The 21,598-nt window shown below is 63.7% G+C and carries 26 protein-coding genes, 1 tRNA gene and 1 pseudogene; 19 read left to right on the top strand and 9 right to left on the bottom strand.

What is annotated here, in order from left to right:
- Together FVE25_RS53350 and FVE25_RS56930 are read right to left on the bottom strand one after the other, a co-directional pair.
- On the bottom strand, positions 1–277 hold a 277-nt coding region (locus FVE25_RS53350; RefSeq protein WP_157255186.1), incomplete at its 3' end, for a transposase.
- A 51-nt stretch (positions 278–328) separates the two neighbouring features.
- Positions 329–496 (bottom strand): annotated as a pseudogene (locus FVE25_RS56930) (IS630 family transposase); the annotation flags it as partial.
- 668 nt (positions 497–1,164) lie between these two features.
- Between FVE25_RS56930 and FVE25_RS53345 the strand changes: the two are divergent.
- The 3 genes from FVE25_RS53345 to FVE25_RS53335 are packed head-to-tail and all read left to right on the top strand — an operon-like array spanning position 1,165 to position 2,407.
- Positions 1,165–1,428, top strand: coding sequence for a hypothetical protein (locus FVE25_RS53345; protein ID WP_157254033.1), 264 nt, complete (start codon positions 1,165–1,167; stop codon positions 1,426–1,428).
- Positions 1,429–1,433: 5 nt separating this feature from the next.
- Entirely contained in the window at positions 1,434–1,658 is a 225-nt protein-coding gene (locus FVE25_RS53340; protein WP_157254032.1) for a hypothetical protein, read from the top strand.
- A complete protein-coding gene (locus FVE25_RS53335; RefSeq protein ID WP_157254031.1) occupies positions 1,655–2,407 on the top strand; it encodes a tyrosine-type recombinase/integrase in 753 nt (250 codons plus the stop codon). Before FVE25_RS53340 ends, FVE25_RS53335 begins: the two co-directional genes overlap by 4 nt.
- Before the next feature lie 755 nt (positions 2,408–3,162).
- Here the strand turns inward: FVE25_RS53335 and FVE25_RS53330 are convergent.
- Complete coding sequence (locus FVE25_RS53330; protein ID WP_157255184.1) at positions 3,163–3,522, bottom strand: hypothetical protein; 360 nt, start codon at positions 3,520–3,522, stop codon at positions 3,163–3,165.
- A 160-nt stretch (positions 3,523–3,682) separates the two neighbouring features.
- On the opposite strand from FVE25_RS53330, the gene FVE25_RS53325 reads away from it, so the two are divergent.
- The 4 genes from FVE25_RS53325 (at position 3,683) to FVE25_RS53310 (ending at position 10,664) form a co-directional block, all read left to right on the top strand.
- Positions 3,683–7,033: an NACHT domain-containing protein gene (locus tag FVE25_RS53325; RefSeq protein WP_219826072.1), complete on the top strand. Its 3,351-nt coding sequence runs from the start codon at positions 3,683–3,685 to the stop codon at positions 7,031–7,033.
- Positions 7,034–7,688: 655 nt separating this feature from the next.
- Positions 7,689–8,249, top strand: coding sequence for a hypothetical protein (locus FVE25_RS53320; protein ID WP_157255182.1), 561 nt, complete (start codon positions 7,689–7,691; stop codon positions 8,247–8,249).
- On the top strand, positions 8,246–9,691 hold the full coding sequence (locus FVE25_RS57365; RefSeq protein ID WP_157255180.1) for a tetratricopeptide repeat protein: 1,446 nt from the start codon (positions 8,246–8,248) through the stop codon (positions 9,689–9,691). The genes FVE25_RS53320 and FVE25_RS57365 overlap by 4 nt, the downstream gene beginning before the upstream one ends.
- Positions 9,692–10,391: 700 nt before the next feature.
- Positions 10,392–10,664 carry an HAD family hydrolase gene (locus FVE25_RS53310; protein WP_246268898.1) on the top strand — a complete coding sequence of 91 codons (273 nt, stop codon included), beginning with the start codon at positions 10,392–10,394 and terminating at the stop codon, positions 10,662–10,664.
- Between the two features lie 176 nt (positions 10,665–10,840).
- Here FVE25_RS53310 and FVE25_RS53305 read toward each other — a convergent pair whose 3' ends face one another.
- Positions 10,841–11,572: a helix-turn-helix domain-containing protein gene (locus FVE25_RS53305; protein WP_157255176.1), complete on the bottom strand. Its 732-nt coding sequence runs from the start codon at positions 11,570–11,572 to the stop codon at positions 10,841–10,843.
- 142 nt (positions 11,573–11,714) lie between these two features.
- Here FVE25_RS53305 and FVE25_RS53300 point away from each other — a divergent pair, with 142 nt between their 5' ends.
- The 3 genes from FVE25_RS53300 (at position 11,715) to FVE25_RS53290 (ending at position 13,152) form a co-directional block, all read left to right on the top strand.
- Positions 11,715–12,059 carry a hypothetical protein gene (locus FVE25_RS53300; protein ID WP_157255174.1) on the top strand — a complete coding sequence of 115 codons (345 nt, stop codon included), beginning with the start codon at positions 11,715–11,717 and terminating at the stop codon, positions 12,057–12,059.
- Positions 12,040–12,513: a GntR family transcriptional regulator gene (locus tag FVE25_RS53295; protein ID WP_246268895.1), complete on the top strand. Its 474-nt coding sequence runs from the start codon at positions 12,040–12,042 to the stop codon at positions 12,511–12,513. The genes FVE25_RS53300 and FVE25_RS53295 overlap by 20 nt, the downstream gene beginning before the upstream one ends.
- 87 nt (positions 12,514–12,600) lie before the next feature.
- Complete coding sequence (locus FVE25_RS53290; RefSeq protein ID WP_157255172.1) at positions 12,601–13,152, top strand: HD domain-containing protein; 552 nt, start codon at positions 12,601–12,603, stop codon at positions 13,150–13,152.
- Here the strand turns inward: FVE25_RS53290 and FVE25_RS53285 are convergent.
- The 3 genes from FVE25_RS53285 to FVE25_RS53275 are packed head-to-tail and all read right to left on the bottom strand — an operon-like array spanning position 13,149 to position 14,867.
- Positions 13,149–13,616 carry a hypothetical protein gene (locus FVE25_RS53285; protein ID WP_157255171.1) on the bottom strand — a complete coding sequence of 156 codons (468 nt, stop codon included), beginning with the start codon at positions 13,614–13,616 and terminating at the stop codon, positions 13,149–13,151. The two genes, FVE25_RS53290 and FVE25_RS53285, sit on opposite strands and share 4 nt — an antisense overlap.
- Before the next feature lie 33 nt (positions 13,617–13,649).
- Entirely contained in the window at positions 13,650–14,126 is a 477-nt protein-coding gene (locus tag FVE25_RS53280; RefSeq protein ID WP_157255169.1) for an NUDIX hydrolase, read from the bottom strand.
- Positions 14,127–14,129: 3 nt separating this feature from the next.
- The gene (locus tag FVE25_RS53275; protein WP_157255167.1) at positions 14,130–14,867 is read right to left on the bottom strand and encodes an XRE family transcriptional regulator; all 738 of its coding nucleotides are present in this window, start codon (positions 14,865–14,867) and stop codon (positions 14,130–14,132) included.
- A 153-nt stretch (positions 14,868–15,020) separates the two neighbouring features.
- Here FVE25_RS53275 and FVE25_RS53270 point away from each other — a divergent pair, with 153 nt between their 5' ends.
- A complete protein-coding gene (locus FVE25_RS53270) occupies positions 15,021–15,218 on the top strand; it encodes a hypothetical protein (RefSeq protein ID WP_157255165.1) in 198 nt (65 codons plus the stop codon).
- Between the two features lie 177 nt (positions 15,219–15,395).
- On the opposite strand, the gene FVE25_RS53265 is transcribed toward FVE25_RS53270, so the two are convergent.
- Complete coding sequence (locus FVE25_RS53265) at positions 15,396–15,728, bottom strand: winged helix-turn-helix domain-containing protein (RefSeq protein ID WP_157255163.1); 333 nt, start codon at positions 15,726–15,728, stop codon at positions 15,396–15,398.
- Between the two features lie 95 nt (positions 15,729–15,823).
- Between FVE25_RS53265 and FVE25_RS53260 the strand changes: the two genes are divergently transcribed.
- From FVE25_RS53260 to FVE25_RS53230, 8 genes are all read left to right on the top strand, one after another.
- Entirely contained in the window at positions 15,824–16,162 is a 339-nt protein-coding gene (locus FVE25_RS53260; protein WP_157255161.1) for an SCO3933 family regulatory protein, read from the top strand.
- Entirely contained in the window at positions 16,155–17,465 is a 1,311-nt protein-coding gene (locus FVE25_RS53255; RefSeq protein ID WP_157255159.1) for an FtsK/SpoIIIE domain-containing protein, read from the top strand. Before FVE25_RS53260 ends, FVE25_RS53255 begins: the two co-directional genes overlap by 8 nt.
- 18 nt (positions 17,466–17,483) lie before the next feature.
- A complete protein-coding gene (locus FVE25_RS53250) occupies positions 17,484–18,164 on the top strand; it encodes a DUF2637 domain-containing protein (protein WP_157255157.1) in 681 nt (226 codons plus the stop codon).
- Complete coding sequence (locus tag FVE25_RS53245; protein WP_157255155.1) at positions 18,161–18,490, top strand: hypothetical protein; 330 nt, start codon at positions 18,161–18,163, stop codon at positions 18,488–18,490. Before FVE25_RS53250 ends, FVE25_RS53245 begins: the two co-directional genes overlap by 4 nt.
- 2 nt (positions 18,491–18,492) lie before the next feature.
- Complete coding sequence (locus FVE25_RS56795; RefSeq protein ID WP_281368001.1) at positions 18,493–18,618, top strand: hypothetical protein; 126 nt, start codon at positions 18,493–18,495, stop codon at positions 18,616–18,618.
- Positions 18,619–18,716: 98 nt separating this feature from the next.
- A complete protein-coding gene (locus FVE25_RS53240; protein ID WP_246268893.1) occupies positions 18,717–19,934 on the top strand; it encodes a replication initiator in 1,218 nt (405 codons plus the stop codon).
- A complete protein-coding gene (locus FVE25_RS53235) occupies positions 19,931–20,116 on the top strand; it encodes a helix-turn-helix domain-containing protein (protein ID WP_157255152.1) in 186 nt (61 codons plus the stop codon). The genes FVE25_RS53240 and FVE25_RS53235 overlap by 4 nt, the downstream gene beginning before the upstream one ends.
- Positions 20,116–21,402 carry a site-specific integrase gene (locus FVE25_RS53230; protein WP_157255150.1) on the top strand — a complete coding sequence of 429 codons (1,287 nt, stop codon included), beginning with the start codon at positions 20,116–20,118 and terminating at the stop codon, positions 21,400–21,402. The genes FVE25_RS53235 and FVE25_RS53230 overlap by 1 nt, the downstream gene beginning before the upstream one ends.
- A gap of 70 nt (positions 21,403–21,472) precedes the next feature.
- Here the strand turns inward: FVE25_RS53230 and FVE25_RS53225 are convergent.
- Positions 21,473–21,545, bottom strand: a tRNA-Ala gene (locus tag FVE25_RS53225).
- Between the last annotated feature and the right edge of the window lie 53 nt (positions 21,546–21,598).

Raw genomic sequence — 21,598 nt, 5'->3', positions numbered from 1 at the left:
CCGCGAAGAAGGCGGCTGCTTTTTTCAAGAACACCAGCTTCTCGCGCAGTTCGGCGTTCTCCCGCTCCAGCTCACGGATCCGCGCCCGTTCCGGACCCGACAGCGGCTGTTCGGGCTCGAGATGGATGGCCTTGTGCATGTTCACCCAGCTGCCGAGCGTGGTCGGGTTCATGTCGAACTCCCGGGCCACCGAGGCCACCGTGCGCGGACCGTCCAGCACCATGCGGACGGCCTCCTCCTTGAACTCCGGCGAGAACTGCCTACGACGCCTCGTCACGTACCTACCTCTTCCAGACTATCTGTCAGGTTATGTTCCTGACTGTCCGGAAACTTCAGGGCACCTCGCGTTGGCATTGCGCCAGCGCAGGTAGGCGTGCAGGGCCCGGGTCTGCACGGTGTGGTTGGGGTGGTTGGAGTTGGTGATGGTGAACTGCCTCAGGGATCCGAAGTGCGCCTCGATCGGGTTGGCTCAGGACGCGTAGGCCGGGGTGAAGCACTAGCTGTCCGGGGACACTTCCTGGGCACCGTCCCGTTGGCTAGGAGTCGGCACACCTGCACAGGACGGTCACCAGCGTGCCCACTACTTCGTCCACGTGTGAAATCTTCCCGGACCCGAGACACAGACGGCATGAGATGGCCGACGCGATCCACGCGTCATCCCACACCTTGTGCGCCCATGCCGGCGGCGGTTCCGGGGGCGGCTGACCCCCCCGCTCGGCCGGCTCGTTGCTGCCACCGACCCGGCCCAGGCCGCCACAGAACTGGCAGGCCAGAAAGAGGTCGCCGAGTTGTATGCCCTTGCGCCCCTCGCACTCTGGACACGTGATCGGATCCGTCATCTACGGCCGGTCCCACTGCATGTCACACACTCGACCCATTTGCGCGCCTGCCCTTTCTTACCGTTGAGTTCGATCCATTCCCCTCCGGCGCCCATGCAGGTGCCGCAGATCGGGGGCAGGTCGTCTTCATCCTTGGGCATGCCCGGACCGTAGCGCGGCGAACACCACTATGTCCGTCACCAATGAAGGCTGATAGACCTACCCCCTCGTGGACTAGGTCGATCGCCCCGCGACTGGCAGTCGGGTCACGACCACTCCCGCTAGGACAACCACCGCCGACGACTTCTCCTTCTCCCGCCTGGTACTGCACATCCTTGGCCCCATCGTGGCGGTGGCCATCGTCACCGCACTCCCGATCATCCTGGCCGCGTTCTCTCGCCTGGATCACAGCCGCCAGAGCGGGCTTACAGGCCGCACGTACAGCGCCAACGTGAGCCGGCTGACCGAACGCACCCGCGCGCTGATCGCCGCAGGCGAGCTGCCCGAGGCGCCCAGTGCACGCAAGATCCAGCGGGCGTTGCGCTGCGGCATGGACGACGCCCGCGCCCTGCGCGACACCGTCAACCCCGACACCGACATCGGGAGGTGACCCGCGTGCTGACCTTCGCCGTGATCGCCACCGCTGCGTGCATCGCCGTAGTGGTCGCCGCGCTGCTGTCGCACCGGCTCAACGCCGGCAGCGACTGCGACGAGATCCGGGCGTGCTTCGCCCGCTACCGCACCACCCACAGCACGCAGGGCGCGGCCTCATCCGCCAAGACAACGGCCGCGCCCCGAACCCCGCCCCCTTCCAGTGGAAACGAGGTCACCCCATCATGACCCACAGCCCGGACGAGTCGGACCCTGTGCCCGGCGACGTCCCCGTGACCAGCCTCAACGGCCACCAGGTGGCCACGCTCCCCGAGCCCGGCACCCACCAGCCCAACCCCCACGGCCCCATCCTCGAAGTGCTGCCGCCGGTGACGGCGCGCGCTGGCCCGCTGGGCCTACGTCGCCGGATTCCACGCCGTGCGCTCTCCCTGGTACCTGGCGCAAACCCTCTGGTGGGCGTGCCGCGCCTGGCCGGCCGTGAACTGCGCTGGTGGTGGGTGATCGACGCCTACCTCCTGGAGCAGCAGGCACTCGACGGCATCGGCATGCAACTCGGGCCGGCGAAGTCCAAGGCCGGCCGACGCACCATCGCCATCCCGGCCGTGATCATCCACGCGCTCGTCGACCATCTGGACAAGTACGTGAAGACGGAAGAGGACGCCTTCGTGTTCCTCGGCGCGAAGGGCGGATTCCTGCGCGGCAACAACTTCCGGCGCTCGGCGAAATGGGAGACCGCGCTGAAGGAGATGGGCCTGACGGGCCTGCACTTCCACGATCTACGGCACACCGGCAACACCCTCGCCGCCCAGTCCGGCGCGAGCCTGGCGGATCTGAAAGCGCGCATGGGCCACGACAGCGACCGAGCGGCGCTGATTTATCAGCACGCCACCCAGGACGCGGACAGAAAGATCGCGGATGCCCTCAGCGCACGCGTAAAGGCGGAGCGCAAGAAAGCGAAGAAGATCAAAAGGAGCTAATGGCCCATTAATGGCCCGAACACCCCGCCACAAGATCAGTGACGGGGCGTTTTGGCAGGTGGAGCCTAGGAGATTCGAACTCCTGACATCCTGCTTGCAAACGGGAGCCGGTCACGATGTAGAAACCTCATCACGCTGGTCAGACAGCAGATGCGGCTTGGCGAAGTACGCCCGCGTAAGCCAGCGTTGCTGTACCGGGCTGCTGTACACATCATCCCGGCCGGCGGTCCGCGCTGCTGCTGCTCGATGGCAAGGGGACCCGTACTGCAGGGCCGCCAGGCCCGAGGAACGGAAGCCCTGCGGCAGCCGATCGCCCCAGCCACGTACTACAACAACCGAAGTCAGCGATCGTAACGGTACCAACCTGCCCAAATCTCAGGAGCGACAAGCACCCGCTTTAGGAGAGCAAAGACTCTACCACTCGTTCGGGTGTATTGAGCTGCATAGATGTTCAAATGCTGTCGTGAGAAGTCAAGATCATCTCGCGCGTGTCCCGCTGGGCCTCATTGTCGATTGATCTCCACAAGACAGCCTGGCGACGGGCGCAAGCGAACCGCCTTCCTCATAGCCCTCTCCTCAGGTAATGCGATTGCTCCTCAGTTTAAGGGCAGTGCTCGGTGGGGCACATGGGTCACGAAGTCTGACTTGGTCGGAGGGCGTGGCTGAGCCCAATTCCACGCGCGGGCAACGTGATCGTGGCCGAGGTAAGGACCCACAGGGCGGACGGGCGTCGCCTCTGCATCCGATCGCTTGGGTTACCCTCCCCATGTGCTGGCTCGCACGTAAAGGCGCAGGCCCGGATCATCGGTGGGGCCTGGATCCAGGGTCGCCTCGTAGCCTTGCGGCACCAGGACCGCGGCAACGGCCTGGAGCATGGAGGTGATCACGCGCTGTTCATAGCGCACCATTTCGTGGTTGCTCTCTGGATCCTCGCCTTGGATGAACTGCAAGGCATCGTCCAGTTCGCCGTGGACACTCCACATGACCTGCACGGTCTCGATTCCGCGGGAGGCGACGATGAAGCCGCCTATCCCTTGTCTTGAGGTATGGAGGCCGGCGAGGGTCAGCAGCGTGGCGATGTCCTTGCTCAGCGCGGTATCGCGTGCACTGGTCACGAGACGACCGTAAGTGCGCCACGCAGGATGTCAACGGCCTAGTCGTTCACGGGCTGAGGATCCAGGGGACACTCGATAGCCCACACACATAATTGTGGCGCTTTGCCTCCCTCGGGCATACGGATGGTGAGATCATCGTGATCCACCTGGATCAGTGGGGGTGCCTTTGCCTGACAGCCGTCACAAGTACCTCTATGAGCGCCTTGGAGATCACGACTTTCAGCAGCTCATCGGGGCCCTACTTACGGAGCGTTTTCCGGACTTCGTGCCCTTGCCTCTGCGGCAAGCCGACGGTGGTCGCGACGGGATTCAGGTCGCACCCGAAGATCGCCTGATCTACCAGGTCAAGTGGTCTGCAACGGGAAGCGTGAAGGATCCCGTCTCATGGCTCGAAGCAACGATCACGGATGAAGCCAGGAATATCCGTCGGCTAGCGGCCGAAGGCACGACGAAGTACATCCTCGTGACCAATGTGCCAAGCACCGGCCGGGCTGAAACCGGAACCTTCGACAAGCTCAACAAAAGGCTTGTGAAGCACTCGAAGACATTTGGTCTTGACATAAGCGCGATGTGGCGCGAGGCGATCAACCCGATGGTGGATTCGGCGCCGAACGAGCTCAAGTGGGCGTACGCCGATATGCTGGCCGGTTGGGATCTTTTCCGCTACCTCATTAGCGAAGAAGCCGTCGCCAAGCGTGACTCGGGGCTACGTGCTCTTCTTCGCAAGGTCGCTGCTGCTCAGTGGGCTGAGGACGAGTGCATCAAGTTCAGTCAGGTGGAGCTCGACCGAGAGCGGGTGTCCGACCTGTTCGTAGACGTGCCAGCGGACAGAGTCCAAGTGCCGCTACGCATACAGGGATTCCCCTCCTCAGAGACCGATCACCTCGGGGGAGCTGCAGCCTACGTAACTAGCAAGACGCCGTATCCGTTCACCCTCGTGCGAGGTGCGCCAGGCCAGGGTAAGTCCACGTTGAGCCAGATTGTCTGTCAGGCATTCCGTGTGGCGTTCATGCCGAAGGAAACCTCTCAGCCCGGCCTACCAGAGATCAGAGAGCCTAGATTTCCGCTGCGGTTCGACCTCGCCGACTATGCGGCGTGGATACAGGGCTTCGACGTGTTCGATAAGTCCGACACCACCAAGGTCAAGAGAGGACGGCAAAAGCCTGCCTCGGAAGCAACCATCGAGTGCTTCCTGGCGGAGTTGATGTCACATGCCGGGGGGAGTAATTCGATAACCGCATCAGTCGTTCAGGATCTGCTCGACCGCGTGCCGAGCGTGGTCGTGCTAGATGGCTTGGACGAGGTCGCCAGCACATCAGCGCGTCGCCGCGTTGTGCGAGAGATCGACATGTTCTGCTCTCGGGGCAGGACATACGCAGTCGAGCCGAAGGTCATTGTTACCTCACGCCCTAACTCCGCAGGTCTCCCCGAGCCGAACACGGATATATTCGAGGTCATCTCCCTCAGCCCCATGGACCATGCCCTTCGAGATCAATACCTGCGCAGGTGGTGTGCTGTCCACAACGTTCGTGGCAATGACAGTCGGACGCTGCGTCGGAACTTCAACGAGAAGGTACGTGAACCGTACATCGGCGAACTCGTCGGCAACCCCATGCAGCTGACGATCCTGCTCTACCTTCTGCGTCAACACGGCGACGCGACCCCGAGTCAGCGTACGGAACTCTACGACGCGTACATGAACCTTCTCCTGGCACGGGAGGCCAACAAGCACCCCGAGTCGGTCCGGAGGTACCGCACCGAGCTAATGGAGATCATCCCGTTCATCGGCTGGTACATCCAGTCCAGGGCGGAGGAGGAAAGCCACAGCGGACGCATGGCCCGCGGTGAGGTCGAGGCTGCAATGAAACACTTCCAGCGGACATACGGCAAGCCCGAGAACGTGGTTGACACACTCTTCGACGCCGCGACGGATCGCTTGTGGGCGCTCACGGGCAAAGTGCAGGGCACGTACGAATTCGAGGTTCTATCCCTTCGCGAGTACTTCGCAGCGCGATATCTCTACAAGTACGCCGGCGAAGGAGACCACCGCTTCGATCGAACACTAGTCTTCCGTGAACTGCTACGACGCCCTTACTGGCTCAACACAACCCGTTTCTACGGGGGCAATGCGGGCGGAGCCGACATCTACGCTTTGCGCGCCGGAATCGAGTATGAACTCGCGGATAATCCGTCAAAGCATGTCCGTGTAGCGGCATGGAGTCTCATTACCGACGGTGTGTTCAACAGCCGTCCACTGGAAGCCGCCGCGATCGTGGATGCACTGACCGACGATCACGGCAGCAGGCTGCTACTGGATGCCCTTGATGGCAAAGCGATCACCGCGCTTCCGGAGACATCTTATGCAGATAGGGCGTGGTTGCGTCTGACCAGAGCTATCGCCACGGCCCCAGAGTCTCCGGACAATCACACCCGAGTGCGCGTTCTTCGCGAGCTACTCGGGCAGGGACGACAGTTTACGGCCTGGTGGGTTGAACAGCTCAAGCAGGTAGTCGGCACAGACGACGAGATCGCATGGCTCAGGGTTGGGGCAGCTAGCGAGGCCGCCGCTGGCCAGGTCATAGATATACCGGAGCTTTCTGCCGAGGATGGCCGGCGAGCCCAGTTGATTCTCAACACCGGTGCTGTACCTAAAGAAGGCAGCGTTCTCGAGGCTCAACTCCTTCGTGCGGTGCTTGACGGTCAATGCTCTGACACGACCTCGGTCTGTTCAGAGCCCGCTCGTGTGGCAGTGGCGCTCAGCCCGGCCGAGTTCTACTCCTTCGGCGCTAGCAGTGAGATCCGCAAGCCCGGAGCATCGTCGCCGGAGCTTCGTTCTCAGGCCATTCAGCATCTTGGCAAATCACGATCTCCCTATGCCGCCATCGCGAGTTGGCGACGCTTTCGCCAGGGCGAGAAGGGGAGCACCTTCCCGTGGGCGAACACCGCGGCCGCGCTCTTCAGGCAGGCAGGCCGCTGCTGGCTCGTGACAGAGATCGCCGTCATCGGTGCCGCCTCGCCCCTCCTTGATGGATACACACTGCCGCGAGGGGCGGAGGCGCTTGGTCCTGCTGGTCACCCGGCAGCACTCATTGCACAAACACGAACCAATCAAAGCAACGCCAGTTGGTGGCGCGACCGGCTAGGGGTCTGTGATGACGATCTCTCGCAGGCTGAATGGGTGCTCGCGCTGTGGGGAGTTGCGGGAGGTCAGGTCATCGACGAGCTCTTTCCCGAGCTCGAACAGCTACTCGTTCGACTGCCGGCCAGGCTGGCGTACGCCCTGCGGATCGCGGCCCTCCGCCTTGGCACCGCAGGCTTCCTACTCCATCGAACGGTCACGGTCACCAGCAATAACGACCTGCTGACTGAGTTGCTGGCTGCTCGGCATGGCGTTCAGCTGCCCGTGAGAAGCAGACCGAAGCACTTCAAAATTGAACAACCGGAGCCACTCGCAGGCGTGGCCCGTAGAGAAAGATGGCTCAAGGTCGATCAAGCGCCGAACTACCGATAGCCAGTGGGACGCGCATCCAGCACGCCTCACCAAGCAAATGGAATCGGCGGCTTGGGTAGGAGTCAAACGCCTGGTGGGCACCCACTGATGCCTGAGGTTCATCGCTGTCCCGAGGTCCCGTCGCGTGCCGCGACGTTGGTGGCATCGCGGGCCGCGGATCTCGATGTGCTGCACAAGGGAGACACGTCCGGTACGCACATACCGTTCCCAACCAGCAGTACAAGCTGTCCCCCACCGGCACGATGCTTGTACTTCCGGGTAAGCGGTGACCGGAGTGGTGCCTTGAGACCCTCTAATCAGTAGTCAACGGCCTGACTGGGGCTGGACGGCCTTCTTCCTCGTCAGGTGTGTGACAGGGGTCGGTGTCATGTGCTGTTATGGGCGTCCGTTGCTGTACTTCGTGCTGTACATCAGGTGAAATGCTCCCGGGGTTGACCCAGGCGCATCAGGGTCACCGACAGGTGTCGGGGTACACGTGCATAAGGTTGCCGGATCAGTCGCCGCGTGGGAGGTCGCTGAGATAGCTGCTCGTGACCACGAGTTTTCGAGTCGCACACATACATCATCGAGGCTTGGAACCGCTAGAATCCACGCCGTGCTTCTCGGCTGAGGGATAAGCTAGCTGCAGATCCTCAAGATACGCCCGATCCAGTTTGTGGCACTGCCTGAGGAGAGTGCTTTGGCGGACAGCGAATTGCCACCTGCGCTACGCGGCACAGGAGAGGCATCCGATGCAGAGCCTGACGCCAACATTGCAGGTATCTCGCAATTTGTTGCGAGGCAACTTGCTTCAGGAAATTGGCTTTCAGAGGATATTCAGTATCTTACAGAGAGTCGTAGCGTCTTCCAGGTGCACGCCAATCTGCCGAACGCTAGTGGAGATGCGAAGGTCTCCTTTCTTAGGTTCGTGCAGCTCTATGCAGACAATTTCTCCTCACAGGTGGTCCAACTTGAACTAGCATCGCGACGGCCTGGTGACACCAGGGGGCAGGTTACTCCCAGCCTAGTTGAAGATGCACATAAACAGCTTAACGCAAAAGGGTGGCGAGATAGAAAGTCGCAACTCGCAGTTCAACTGGCGGCAATGATATCCCTCGCCGCAAGTGGTGTTTCGGGGAGCTATCTTGACTCCGGCTGGCAGATTGCCTTATTTACGGCGTTTGCCACAACGGCCCTGATCAGTAACTGCTATCTCCTGTTCAAGAGGTTCGCATGAGACTCTCGCCTAGAATGCTCACGCTACTTTTCTCTGGAGCTGTCCTCCTGGTCCTTCTGGTTGGGTGGATCTTCCGACTCCCTTGGCTAGCCTGGGCAACCCTCGGCGGAGTGGTGGGAGCCCTGGGTACGGCTGCGTTCGGCATCCTTGCTATGCGCGGATCTCGGCAGTCAAAGGTTAATTACCCGGATCCAGGGAAAGTGGCTCCACCCATTATCGAAGCGAGCGGGTTCAGGTCGATCGCAATCGGGGGAGATAATTCAGGCATTATCGTAACGGGCGACTCTAGTGTCAAATTTGCTCAGACAGAATTTTTTTCACATGACCTTCAAATCTCCTCCCTTGAGCGGGAAGTTGATTATCTAGGGCATGTATTGGGTGAGGATCACCCTGATGTCTTGTCTTCTCGCAATAACCTCGCGAGCGCGTACGCGTCTGCAGGTGACATTGGTAGAGCGATTCCGTTGTATGAGGCGACTCTTGCGGATCGTGAGCGAGCACTAGGCGGGGATCATCCTGACACCCTTTCCTCCCGCAACAATCTCGCGGTCGCCTATGAGGAAGTGGGTGATTTGGGTAGTGCGATTCCGTTGTATGAGGCGACTCTTGCGGATCGTGAGCGAGTACTAGGCGGGGATCATCCTGATGTCTTGTCTTCTCGCAATAACCTCGCGAGCGCGTACGCGTCTGCAGGTGACATTGGTAGAGCGATTCCGTTGTATGAGGCGACTCTTGCGGATCGTGAGCGAGTACTAGGCGGGGATCATCCTGACACCCTTTCCTCCCGCAACAATCTAGCGTATGCGTACGCGTCTGCAGGTGACATTGGTAGAGCGATTCCGTTGTATGAGGCGACTCTCCGAGACACCGAGCGGGTGCTGGGCGGGGATCATCCTGATACCCTGTCTTCCCGCAATAACCTTGCCGGCGTGTATCGGTCGGTGGGTGATTTGGGTAGAGCGATTCCGTTGTATGAGGCGGCTCTTGCGGATCGTGAGCGAGTGCTGGGTGGGGATCATCCTGATGTCTTGTCTTCTCGCAATAACCTCGCGAGCGCGTACGCGTCTGCAGGTGACATTGGTAGAGCGATTCCGTTGTATGAGGCGACTCTTGCGGATCGTGAGCGAGTGCTAGGCGGAGAGCACCCCCACACGCTAGTTTCCCGCAACAATCTTGCGGGTGCTTACGAGTCTGCAGGTGATTTGGGTAGAGCGATTCCGTTGTACGAGGCGGCTCTTGCGGATCGTGAGCGACTGTTGGGCTCCCACCACCCCGACACGCTAGTCTCTCGCAATAACCTTGCGAGCGTGTATGCGTCTGCAGGTGATTTGGGTAGAGCGATTCCGTTGTATGAAGCAACGCTCACCGATGCCGAACGAGTACTCGGCCCCAGCCACCCGTTGACGGTCACAGTGCGTCAAAATCTCTCTGTGCATAGGTAGACAGCCCTCGCCATGCGGCGTTTTGTACCCGGTTGCGGTAGGGCGTTGCAACACGAGTCAGGCGATGATGGCATCTGCTGACGACGTGAAGCTGATGGCTATCTGGGTGTTGGTGTCGTTGAAGTGGTCATTCCGTGGGGCTCGCTTCCGGGCGTTGAGTATGGCGACCACGGAATCGCTGACGGGCCTAGGCTCGTACACGATGCAGGCGGGCACGCAGGCTGGTTCGGTGGCAATCCGACCCGGAGCGCAGGGCCGCCAAGGCCCGAGCACCGGAAGCGGTGCGGCAGCGATCGCCCCCGGCCAAGTATGGCGGGAACCGAAGTGTGGCGATCGGACAACGTGACCTGGTGACGTCGTCGTTGTGGCCGGCACTGTTGCAGAGGACTGAAGCTTAGGGTGGTGTGGTGTGCGACGACTGGCGCTTTTGACCTGGATGACACTCTGATTGACCTGCGGGCAGGGTTTCGCGTGTGGGTGCCGGAGTTCGCCGGTGACCATGGGCTGGGCAGCGAGGCGGTTGGCGAGCGGGTTGCGCTGGATAGTGAGGCGTGGCGCACTGCGGCGAGTTTTCGCTCAGGTTCGTGCGCGGTTCGGGTTGAGGGCTGAGTTGGGGTCGTTGGGGTGGCGGGTGGGGATCGTCACGAATGGAACCGCGGACAACCAGATGGGCTAGATCAGGTGCACGGGCTTGGCGGACGTGGTTGATGGATACGTCTGTTCCGGGGCCGAGGGGGTGCGCAAGCCGGACCGGCGGCTGTTCGAGATCGCTGCTGACCGATGTGGTGCTTCGCTGGAAGACGGCGGGTGGATGGTTGGCGACCACTTGATCAAGGACGTGAGCGGAGGGCAGGCCGCGGGGCTTAAGGCCGTGTGGGTCAACCCTCAAGGGCTCGCGTTGGGCGACACCGCGCCTGATGCGGTGGTTGGGCATGTGCGGGATGCGTTGACGCTGCTGAGGTCCCTCGACTGATCGAGGAACCGCAGAGGGCTCCTTGTCGTGGTCGCTCTTTCTGGTCGGCCTGGCGCGTGGGCGGCGCGGGCCGCGACCGGCCGAAGAGCCGCAGCGCGGCCAGCGACCGCCCCAACGCGCGCCGACCGCCATAGGCGGGCGGCCTTGATAGACGTAGAGATATTTGGTTCACGATCTCAGTGACCACGTGTGGAGGATGCCGCGGTCCAGACGCGTTCCAGCCCCGTGAGGTAGACGGCTGCCGCGCCGTGAGAATCGGCGTGGTGAAGGTGGATCACGGGCGCGTCTGGCGCCTTCGTGCCGTAGGCGTGGATGTTAACGAAGAGGTCATTGTCGGCACGGTAGATCGAGTTGTATAGGACCGTCCGGTGGAGGCGGATCTTGGCAGTCGGTATCTCCTGGAGCGGGCCGAACAGCGTCAGTGCGTTTCGGACGCGGGCGGTCATGACGTCGGCGCCGGTTCCCTCGTCTCGTCCCCTGGCCGCCACTTCGGGGCTATCGGGGTCTCCGAGCAGAATGCGAAGCTGCACGCCAGCTCTGGCGCGTTCGGCGATCAGGTTCACGAGGCCGGGGTTCTCGGCAAGGAACAGCGCGCTGTAGGTCAGGATGTCGATCTCGCGCATGGCATTGGCGAACAAAGCTCGCCACACACCATGCGGTACGGCCCAGCGGTGCGGGTAGACGGCACGAACCTCGGAGCTGATCATGTGGCGGTGCCTGGCGGCCTCTGGCCAGAGGTCGGCTTCATCCACACCTAGGCAGTCGGCTATGGCCACGCGGTGGCGTGGATAGGGGATGCGCCCTTTGAGCCATCGGCTGACGGTCTTGGGATCGACTCCGAGGTGGGCCGCCAGGTCGAGGGGCTGCATCTGCGCGTGGGCCATGACGGCGCGTAGGTGGTGATTCACGGGGATAGTCCCTCCCACGTAACCGGCTCCTAGATGGACGGTAACACGAGACGTCCCTAGACGTCCCCAAGATGCGGTCCCGATGTCACAGCGTGCGGACGATGCTCATTCGCACGTCATCCGCCATCGAAGGGGCCCGATTATGAGCACGAAGAGGAGCCGACTGACCGAAGAAGAAGTCCTCTTGTCCGCGCTGATGGGGGAACTGACCTGTCGCCAACTCTCCGCAGTGCGGGTGACCGACGCCGACGGACGCGCGGCGCTCGACGTACTCGACTGCGGGTTCCGCCCCCGCCGCGTATTCGTCGAGCTCTCGTTCCACTGGTTCTACTGGGGCGACCGTTCCGACGAACGCGTGAGCTGCCAGCAGATTCCGTACGCCGCAGCACGTATCGCGGAGGCATCGCAGGCGGGATGGTATGAGGGGGAGCAAGGCGATCTCCGGAGCCGCATAGACAAGATCGTCCGTGCCTACCGCATCCAATAGCGGCCCCTGGCTGACCGGCAGACGCATCTATCCCCAGATCGCCGAGCGGCTGCGGACGCGAATCACCTCAGGCGCCTACCCGGCGGACAGCGTCTTGCCGTCTGAGGCCGAACTGGGGCGTGAGTTTCGGGTCGCGCGCAACACGGTACGGCGTGGCCTGGCGATCCTGGAGAATGAAGGGCTGATCGTCACCATCCCTTCCAAGGGCCGGGTGGTGACCGGCGGGCGGGACGAGGGTACGTCCTACCGCTATGAGGTCATCGCCGGCGACCTCCGGGACGCGATCAAGCGGGGCGAGCTGGCTGCGGTGCCCAGCGAACTCACCCTCAGACGCCGGTATTCGGCGTCGCGGAACACGGTACGGCAAGCGCTGGCCGTACTGGAGCAAGAAGGTCTGATCCACGCTGTTCAAGGGAGGGGGCGGTTTATTCGATCAAAGCCGAGTGATCCATGACTACCGGGATGGCCGGGTGAGACGTCCCGGGACGTCTCACCCACGCCACTAGCCCAACCCCGGGCATAGCCGCCTATCGTGAACCGCGTGGGACAAGTTGCGTGGGCCTATGACCTGGCCAAACGACTGTTGGAAGATCCCTTGCCGCGCCGTTGGGCGCACACGCAGGGGGTCGGCAAGCGCGCCGAGGCCCTGGCTCCGATCCTTGGAGATGATGCGGACACCCTCGTGGCCGCGGCCTATCTCCACGACATCGGCTACTCTCCACGGCTTGTGGACACCGGGTTCCATCCGCTCGACGGGGCGCGATACCTGCGTGACGTGCACCAGGCCGACGAAAGACTGATCCGGCTGGTCGCTCACCATTCCTGCGCGGTAAACGAGGCCCTAGAGCGCTCGCTATACGACGCGCTCACCAGCGAGTTCAGCGCCGAGCGCCCCGACCTGATGGACGCGCTGACCTACTGCGACATGACCACAGGTCCGGATGGCCAGCACCTCGACGTCGAAGAGCGCCTAGCGGAGATCCACTCACGTTACGGACCCGAGCACCTGGTCAGCCGCTCGATCACCGCGTCAACCCCGTGTATCCGAGCCGCTGTCCAAGCGGTCACCGCCTCCCTGGCACAACAGCCTTAGACACGGTGTCTGCCCTTCATCATCCAGTTCGCCAGGTGATCGGTGAGCGTCTGAAGGGCAGTCGATGCCGAGTGCAGCAAGTTCTCACAGGGAAGCTCGTGGCCCTCGGCCAACTCCAGCGCGCGCCGCAGATCCCCGACCTCCTGAGAGAACTGCCGACCCGGATCACGCCCCAAGGTGAACATCGCGACTTCAGCCTTGAGGACGGTGACGGTCCATTCACGGCTGTTCGTAACGTTGCCCAGCGGTACGCCGTTGTCGAGAGCCTGCGTCAGCTTCGTGTCGAGTTCTGCCAGCATGACGAAAAGCTCGATCGCAGCATTGCGAGCCTCGATCTCCAAGAGGGTGTCCCGGTCATGCCGACGTGTTGCCACCACAACGCCCCAAGCTGTGATCGCCGCGACGACACCACCGATGATCGCGGAGAAAGCGCCCTGCAGAAGGTTCGGCCACCATCCCTGCACGCCGACCGCCTCTCCGGTCCGACAGAGCCAAGATCAGCCAATGTACGGCCGACCATCCTCACTCAGGTAGTGCTCGATCCGCATCCTCATCGATCGATCCATGGGCAGGGTCAACACATGGTCGCGCGGCACCCATCGCACGTCGCGTGACTCGTCACTCGGTGTCGGTGTCCCGCTGACGGCCCGGCCGGTAAGCACAAGGGAGAACTCCTGGCGCGCCTCGCCGTCGGAGGTGTAAAGGATCACGTGCCGTGGATCGCTGTAGGTCCCGGAAAGTCCGGTGATCTCACAGGTGATCCCGGTCTCCTCCAACGTCTCCCGAATCGCCGCATCCGGAATCGACTCCCCGAGATCGATGGCACCACCGGGCACCGCCCAGTTGCCATTGTCGCTGCGCCGAATCATCAACAAGTCGCCCTCGGCATTGATGACCATCACGTTCACGGACGGCACCAGACTGTTGGCCGCCGGCGCGTCCGGGTCGTCGAAGTAGTCAATCCGCGTAGCCATGTGTCAGGACTCTAGCGGGACTGCCCCGTTCCATGTCTTCTCAAAGCTACCGAGATACAACCCGACCATGTCGCCCCCGGCCACTCGCCTCAGGTGCAGTACGGGCGCGTCGCCAGCGGGCTGACCGTACGCATGGGTGTTGACGAGAAGCTGGTCGTCCCCGCGGAAGATGGAGTTGTAGAGCACCGTGTGATGCAGCCGGATCTCCACTCCATCGGACGCCAGCGGCCGAAACCACGCGATGGCGTTCCGGCACCGATCACCCATCCCGTCACCGATGCCCTCATCGACACCGCGCTGAGCAACCTCGGCGCTGTCCGGCTCCCCCAGCAGCACCCGAACTCGAACTCCGGCACGCGCTTTGTCCGCGAGCAACCGCAAAAGCCCTCTGTCGTCGGCGATGAACAACCCGCTGTAAACCAAGATCCCAATCTCCTGGGACGCCTTCTCGAAGAGATGTCCCCATGCGTCCCGAGGTACGGCCCACCGGTGCGGATACAGAGTGATGATCTCGCTCTCTGACGCCGAGGCAACTTGATCACGCGTGAGCGCCTTCGGCCACAGGTAACTCTCATCGACTCCGAGATAAGAAGCCGCAGCGTAACGGTGCTTCCGATACGGCTCACGGTCTTTAGTGATCCACCGTTCGATGGTTTTTGGGTCAACCTCAATGGCCTGCGCCAGGTCGGCCACGCCCACACCTTTGGCCAGCAGGGCCGCTCGCAGTCGCTCGTTCGCCATCTCACCTGCCCGCATGGGGGACGTCCGGGGACCTGGCCATCGTAAGCGGGACGTCTTGAACATGTCCCGTCGTGTAGTGATCCCGTCCCGATCACCGGGCGCATCCTCGGTTGCACAAGCCCCACAGGCCCACAACCGGAGGAGGAATGCCCCATGAACCAGACCCCCATCCCCCTGCTGGACGAGACCTCGTCCTGCGACTGCGGCGCCGCGCTCCTGGAGGGTCAGGCCCTCTGCTCGAAGTGCCTGCGCCGCGAACGCTGGCAGCGCAAGAACACCGCCCACCAGCGCCGTACTCGTCGGCGCAATGAGAACCGCCGCCCTCCGCGCAACCCCCGCAAGGAGGCATGACGATGACCTGGATCCCGCTCATCCTGGCCGCGATCATCGGTGCCACGCTGGTGTACGGCTTCGCCGCCCTGGTCATCAGCATCCGCCGCGAAGACAAGGCCATGAGCCTGCGCCACACCCCAGACACCACGACCAGCTCCGTCACCCGTCGAGTGACCGGCTGCTACACCCGCGGCTCTAGCCCTGGAGTTTCTTCTCGACCCGAGCGAGCCGTTCCGACAGGTCCCGCACCACAGTACGCAACTCACTGACCTCGGCCGCCAAATCGGTAGCCGGCGCCGAGTCGAGATCCCGGACGTAAACGCCCTTCCCCTGCTGCCCGATCACGAGCCCCTCGTTCCGCAGCAACCCGACCGCCATCTTCACCACGGACAACGAAGCGTCGTACTGCTCCGAGAGCTGCGCCGTAGACGGCAACGGAGCCCCGGGCGCAAGCGAACCACCGCGAATCTGCTCCCGCAGATCATCGGCGATCTGTAGATAACCCGGCCGCCCGGTGTGCTTGACCATCGCCCCATCTCATCACACCAAGTCACCCACGCCAACGTTGACAACCGAGCCAACTAGGTTAACTATGTTGGCTACGACGGATAAGGAGGTACCCCATGAGAACCATCCCGATCCCCGTAGACACCGCCCGCCTTTCCTTCACCTGCGCCAAAGCCCCCCACCCCCGCCTCGTCAACAAGGACACCGGCCAGATCAAGACCGACAAGGAAGGCAACACGCTCTACGAAACCGTCCTCATCGCAGAGGACACCCTCGGCCGTATCGAACTCGTCAAGGTCAACACCACCGGCGAACCACCCATCACCCCAGGCCAGGACGTCACCCCACACGGCATGCTCGGCTACGTCTGGGAAATCGCCCAAGGCGGCCAGACCCGCTGGGGCATCAGCTACAAGGCCACCGACATCACCCCACTGGGTGGCGGCCGTGCCTGACGCCTTCACCCTCACCCTGATCGCCATCTCCGCCCTGACCGGCGCCCTCTGGGCCTGGCGAGCACTCCACCCCCGCTCCTTCTGGTGGATCATCGGCTACCCGATCACCGCCTTGAACACCCGCCTCACCTGGCGCCGCGTAGCCCTCGGCTGCGGCCTGACCAAGAAGCGTCAGCAATGGTGGTTCACCACCGTCCCCGGCGCCGTCGCCTCAACCGGCATCGTCAAGGTCAAGCGCCGCTTCCAACGCGTCGCCGTAGACACCAAACCGTTCATGTGGCTCCCGCTCCCCACTCGGTACGGCTGGCGCGTCACCCTCCACACGTTGGAGGGCCAAACCCCGGCCGACTACAGCGAGGCCGCCGAAGGGCTGGCCCACTCCTGGTGCGTTCACGCGGTCCGCGTCTCCTCACCCCGCCCCGGCCGCGTCCGCCTCCACATCACCCGAAACGACCCCCTGACCACGATCGCCCAGCTCCCGACTTCCCCGGACCTCCTGAAGGTCACCGTTGGCCGCCTGGAGACCGGCGGCCCCTGGGTGATCGACTTCCGCACCGTCCCGCACTGGATGAACGCCGGCGCCACCCAATCCGGCAAGTCCAACCTGGCCAACGCCCTCATCGTCGGCCTCGCCCCGCAACCCGTCGCCCTGATCGGCTTCGACCTGAAAGGCGGCGTCGAGTTCACCCCGTACGAAAAGCGGCTGTCGGCCCTGGCCACCAGCCGCGCCGAATCCACCGACCTGCTCACCGACCTCATCACCCTCATGATCGAACGCATGGGCCAGTGCCGTACCGCCGGCGCCCGCAACATCTGGCAACTCCCCGAGCTCGACCGCCCGATCCCCATCGTGATCCTCATAGACGAGATCGCCGAGCTGTACTTGATGGCCGACAAGGCAGAGAAGAACGAGATCGCCGCCACCTCGACAGCCCTCCTCCGCATAGCCCAGCTCGGCCGCGCATTCGGCCTCTACCTGTTCTGCTGCGGCCAGCGCATCGGCTCCGACCTTGGCCCCGGCGTGACTGCCCTACGCGCCCAGTGTTCCGGCCGTATCTGCCACCGCGTGAACGACCCCGAAACCGCCACTATGACCCTCGGCGACCTCGACCCTGCCGCCCTCGTCTCGGCCCGAGCCATCCCCGCCGAACAACCCGGTGTCGCCATCGTCGCCTCCCAGGACGGCCACTGGTACCGCGCACGCTCCTTCCACATCCCCGAGCAAACCGCCGAAGACGCCGCCAACCGCCACGCCCACCTCACCCCGACGTGGGTCGATCTCACCACCCCCATCAACGCCTGAAGAAGGGAGGGTGCAACGATGCGACGCTTCGCCACCTGGCTCCTCGACACCGGCCCCATCGTCGTCCTGGCCGCCATCGCCGGCGCCGGATCGTTCACCCACATCCGCGCCACCGCCACCGACCACGGCCAAACCGGCTGGATGTCCTGGGCCATCGCCATCTGCGTAGACCTCACCTGCGTCATGGCCGCCCGCGAACGCCACCACGACAAACGCTCAGGACGAGTACGGCACGGCCTCGCCTCCTGGCCCACCCTCGTCCTGACCGGCGGCATCGTCCTCAGCCTGGCCGCCAACCTCCAGCAAGCCACCCCAACCCCCTGGGGCTGGATCACCGCCGCCACCCCGGCCGCCGCGTTCCTCATCGCCGTGTCGATGCTCGAACGCCGCGCCAACGCCCACCCGAACGCGGCCGCGGAGGAATCCCCAGCTCCCACCGCGGAACCGGCCCTCGTCCCGGACGAACCGGCCCGATCCCCACCCGCAGAACCCACCGTCCTCACGCCCCAGGACGAGCCCCCAGGACCGTCCCCGCAACTCCTCGACTACGCCCGCCGAGCCGCCGACGAACACCAGACCCGCCACGGCAAACCCATCACCCGCGACGCCCTCCGCGCCCGCCTGGGCGTCTCCAACCAACTCGCCTCCGACCTACTCCGCACCCTGCGGACACCCCGACCAGAAGGGAGCACCCCATGACCACCGACCACCGAACCAACGTCATCAACGGCCTCATCAACTTGGCCGCCTTCCTGGAGGCCAACCCAACCCTTCCCGTCAGCTACGGCGACATCTCCGTCCGGTACTTCCCCCGCCAGGACACCGACGCCGCCGCGTTCGCCGAGATCGACCAGATCGCCGCCCAGCTCGGCACCGAGGTGACCGCGAACGCCACCTCACGCGAGCACTACAGCACTATGCGGACCTTCGGGCCGGTCGCCTATGAGGCGGTCGCCATCCCGGCCGCCAGCATGGCCCGCTACCGCGCCGAATCCAGCTACCGCGACTGCGTGGAGCCCGACTGACCGTGACCCACGATGACGACCTGCCGGTGATCCACTACCGCTGCTGCACCTGCAACGGCACCGGCCTCGCAGAAGACGCCAGATGCCGAGACTGCGACGGCACCGGCATCGACAACCACGGCGCCTAACCAGCGCAGCGCCCCCGGCCTGGCCGCACATCCGCCAAGACACACGCCAGGTCGGGGGCCATCCCTCCACCCGCAACGAGTGAAAGGAGGACACCATCTTGCCCGCAACCACCATCAACGTGCACAAGAAAGCGGGGATGATCGCCCGACTCAACCACCCGAAATACGCCCGCTGGGCCGCCCAAATCCGCAACACGAACGGCTGCCGCAACCCCATCCACCTACGCGGCCACATCACCCACCACGACGCCACAGGTGCGGTCATCCGCCGCTACTCAACCGTCCACGAACCCGACGGCATCCTGCGCATCCCCTGCAAGACCCGCCGCGCCTCCCGCTGCCCTGCCTGCGCCGAGACCTACCGCCAAGACACCTATCACCTCATCCGCGCCGGCCTCGTGGGCGGCAAGTGCGTCCCCGAATCAGTCCGCACCCACCCGACCCTGTTCATCACCCTGACCGCCCCCAGTTTCGGCCTCGTCCACGCCCACAGGGCGCGAGCCGGCCGCATCCTGCCCTGTCGCCCTCGCCGAAACATAACGACCTGCCTACATGGCAACGCGCTGTCCTGCACCGTCCGCCACAAGGCCACTGAGCAGCGCCTCGGCCGCCCTCTATGCCCGGAGTGCTACGACTACGCAGGCACCGTCCTGTTCAACGGCGTTGCCCCGCTGCTGTGGAAGCGGCTCATCACCGCCACCCGCCGACGCCTCGGCCCCGGCGTGATGCTCTCCTTCGCCAAGGTCGCCGAATACCAGCGCCGCGGCGTCGTCCACTTCCACGCCATCCTCCGCCTCGACAGCCCGCGTGGCCCCGCCCAACCTCCACCGCCCTGGTCCACCACCGAGGCCCTGGTGCAAGCCGTACAAGAGGCCGCAACCGCGGTCACAGCAGCCACGGCCGGCAGAACCCTGCGATGGGGCACCCAACTCGACATCCGCCCCCTCACCGAACACGCCGCGTCCTATGTCGCCAAGTACGCCACCAAGGCCGCCGAATGCGTCGGCGTCCTCGACCAGCGCATCAGCCCACTCACGGACCTGACCACGCTCCCCATCCCTGACCACGCCCGCCGCCTCATCGCCGCCTGCCTCGACCTCGGCCTGACCCACTGGGCCCACATGCTCGGCTTCGGCGGCCACTTCTCCACCCGCTCCCGCCACTATGGCCCCACCCTGGGCGCCCTCCGCACTGCCCGCCAGGACCACGTCAAGCAAGAGGGCCACGCGGTCGCCCACTGGCAGTACGCCGGCCGCGGCTACTCCGAGGGCGACGCGCTACTCGCCAAAGCCATCACCACAGGCGGCCCGAGATGAGCAACAACGCCATGCTCACCGTCCCTGACGCCATGGCCCTTCTGCAGGTCAGCCGCTGGACCCTCTACAACCTCATCCGCTCTGGCGAACTGGAGTCCGTCATCGTCTCCCGGCGCTGCCGCCGCATCCCCGCATCCGCCATCGACGCCTACATCACCCACCTGAGAGAGGAGGCCGCGTAATGCCCACCAAGACAGCACTAGCCACCCCCGAGGAGCCCAAGCGTCCCCGAAAGCCCCGCACCCGAGCCAACAACGAGGGCTCGATCTTCCCCTACAAGAACGGCTGGGCCGGCTACGTCTGGGTCACCAATCCAGAGGGCAACAAGGTTCGCAAGTGGGCCTACGGCAAGACTCGCGAGGAAACCCACGAGAAGTGGCTCAAGCTCCACGAACAAGCCCGCAAGGGCCCGGTCGTGACCAAGTCGCCGAAGCTCTCGGACTACCTGACGTACTGGCTCGAAGAGGTCGTCAAACCCAACCTCGCTCCCAAGACAGCAGCGAACTACGAGATGTTCTCGCGTCTCTATATCGCACCCGCTCTTGGCACGAAGCGGCTCGACAAGCTCACGGTGAAGGACGTGCAGAGCTGGGTGAACAAGACTCGCTCCACGTGCCAGTGCTGCAAGCAGGGTAAGGACGCCGCCCGCCCGGAACAGCACAGCAACCCGAAGCGACGTCAGCGCTGCTGCGCCATAGGCGAGTGCTGCAAAGAGATTCCCTCAGACTGGACTGTCCACGACGCGTACATGACGCTTCGGGCCGCACTGAGCCAGGCCGTACGCGAAGAAGCGCTCGCAAGGAACGTCGCCGCCAACGTCAGGATGCCGGCGCCACGGAAACGCAAGGTGAAGCCCTGGTCCGTCGATGAAGCCCGAACCTTCCTGGAGTCCGCGAGAACCCGGAACGACCCGATGTACCCGGCCTATGTCCTCATCCTGGTCCTGGGCCTCCGCCTCGGTGAAGCGCTCGGGCTCCGCTGGGAGGATGTCGACCTCGACCAGGCCGAGATGACGATCGGCTGGCAACTCCAGAGGGTCAGCGGTCAACTGCTCCACCGCCAGACCAAGACCGAGGCTTCGGACGCCACACTCCCGTTCCCCGAGATCGTCACGACGGCCCTCCGTGCCCGTCAACGGGCACGCGACGCAGCATGCGAATCCGCCGGCGACGACTGGCAGGAAACCGGCCTCGTCTTCACCACCGCCAGCGGTCGCCCCGTCGAACCGTCCAACTTCCGCCGCAGCTTCGCGAACGCCTGCGAGAAGGCTGAAGTCCGCAAGGTCCACGTCCACGCCACCCGCAAGACCTGTGCATCCCTGTTGGTAGCCCTCGACGTCCACCCACGCGTGGCGATGCAGATCCTCAGGCACTCGCAGATCTCGGTAACGATGAACGTCTACAGCGAGGTCTCATCCGAGGACACGCGCAAGGCGCTGAAGAAGCTCGGCGACCGTTTGGACTCGTAGCTGTATTTCTCAGCTGTACAAGATCGAAAAGGCCACTCCCCGATCAAGGGAAGTGGCCTTTCACCTGCAGTGGAGCCTAGGAGATTCGAACTCCTGACATCCTGCTTGCAAAGCAGGCGCTCTGCCAGCTGAGCTAAGGCCCCTTCCGACGCACAAGCTTACCGGCCCGCAGCGGCTACCTGGTGCGTCCCCAAGT

The sequence above is a fragment of the Nonomuraea typhae genome (assembly GCF_009760925.1).
GTDB classification, from domain to species: domain Bacteria; phylum Actinomycetota; class Actinomycetes; order Streptosporangiales; family Streptosporangiaceae; genus Nonomuraea; species Nonomuraea typhae.
Note: the sequence above shows the minus strand (reverse complement) of the source record. Positions and strands in the feature narration are given on the sequence as shown.

Excerpts from the sequence above, each read along its gene's own strand:
- FVE25_RS53335 (WP_157254031.1), top strand. The coding sequence starts at position 1,655 with ATGACCCACAGCCCGGACGAGTCGGACCCTGTGCCCGGCGACGTCCCC.
- FVE25_RS57365 (WP_157255180.1), top strand. The coding sequence starts at position 8,246 with ATGAGACTCTCGCCTAGAATGCTCACGCTACTTTTCTCTGGAGCTGTC.
- FVE25_RS53300 (WP_157255174.1), top strand. The coding sequence starts at position 11,715 with ATGAGCACGAAGAGGAGCCGACTGACCGAAGAAGAAGTCCTCTTGTCC.
- FVE25_RS53280 (WP_157255169.1), bottom strand. The coding sequence starts at position 14,126 with ATGGCTACGCGGATTGACTACTTCGACGACCCGGACGCGCCGGCGGCC.
- FVE25_RS53275 (WP_157255167.1), bottom strand. The coding sequence starts at position 14,867 with ATGGCGAACGAGCGACTGCGAGCGGCCCTGCTGGCCAAAGGTGTGGGC.
- FVE25_RS53270 (WP_157255165.1), top strand. The coding sequence starts at position 15,021 with ATGAACCAGACCCCCATCCCCCTGCTGGACGAGACCTCGTCCTGCGAC.
- FVE25_RS53265 (WP_157255163.1), bottom strand. The coding sequence starts at position 15,728 with ATGGTCAAGCACACCGGGCGGCCGGGTTATCTACAGATCGCCGATGAT.
- FVE25_RS53260 (WP_157255161.1), top strand. The coding sequence starts at position 15,824 with ATGAGAACCATCCCGATCCCCGTAGACACCGCCCGCCTTTCCTTCACC.
- FVE25_RS53250 (WP_157255157.1), top strand. The coding sequence starts at position 17,484 with ATGCGACGCTTCGCCACCTGGCTCCTCGACACCGGCCCCATCGTCGTC.
- FVE25_RS53245 (WP_157255155.1), top strand. The coding sequence starts at position 18,161 with ATGACCACCGACCACCGAACCAACGTCATCAACGGCCTCATCAACTTG.
- FVE25_RS53235 (WP_157255152.1), top strand. The coding sequence starts at position 19,931 with ATGAGCAACAACGCCATGCTCACCGTCCCTGACGCCATGGCCCTTCTG.
- FVE25_RS53230 (WP_157255150.1), top strand. The coding sequence starts at position 20,116 with ATGCCCACCAAGACAGCACTAGCCACCCCCGAGGAGCCCAAGCGTCCC.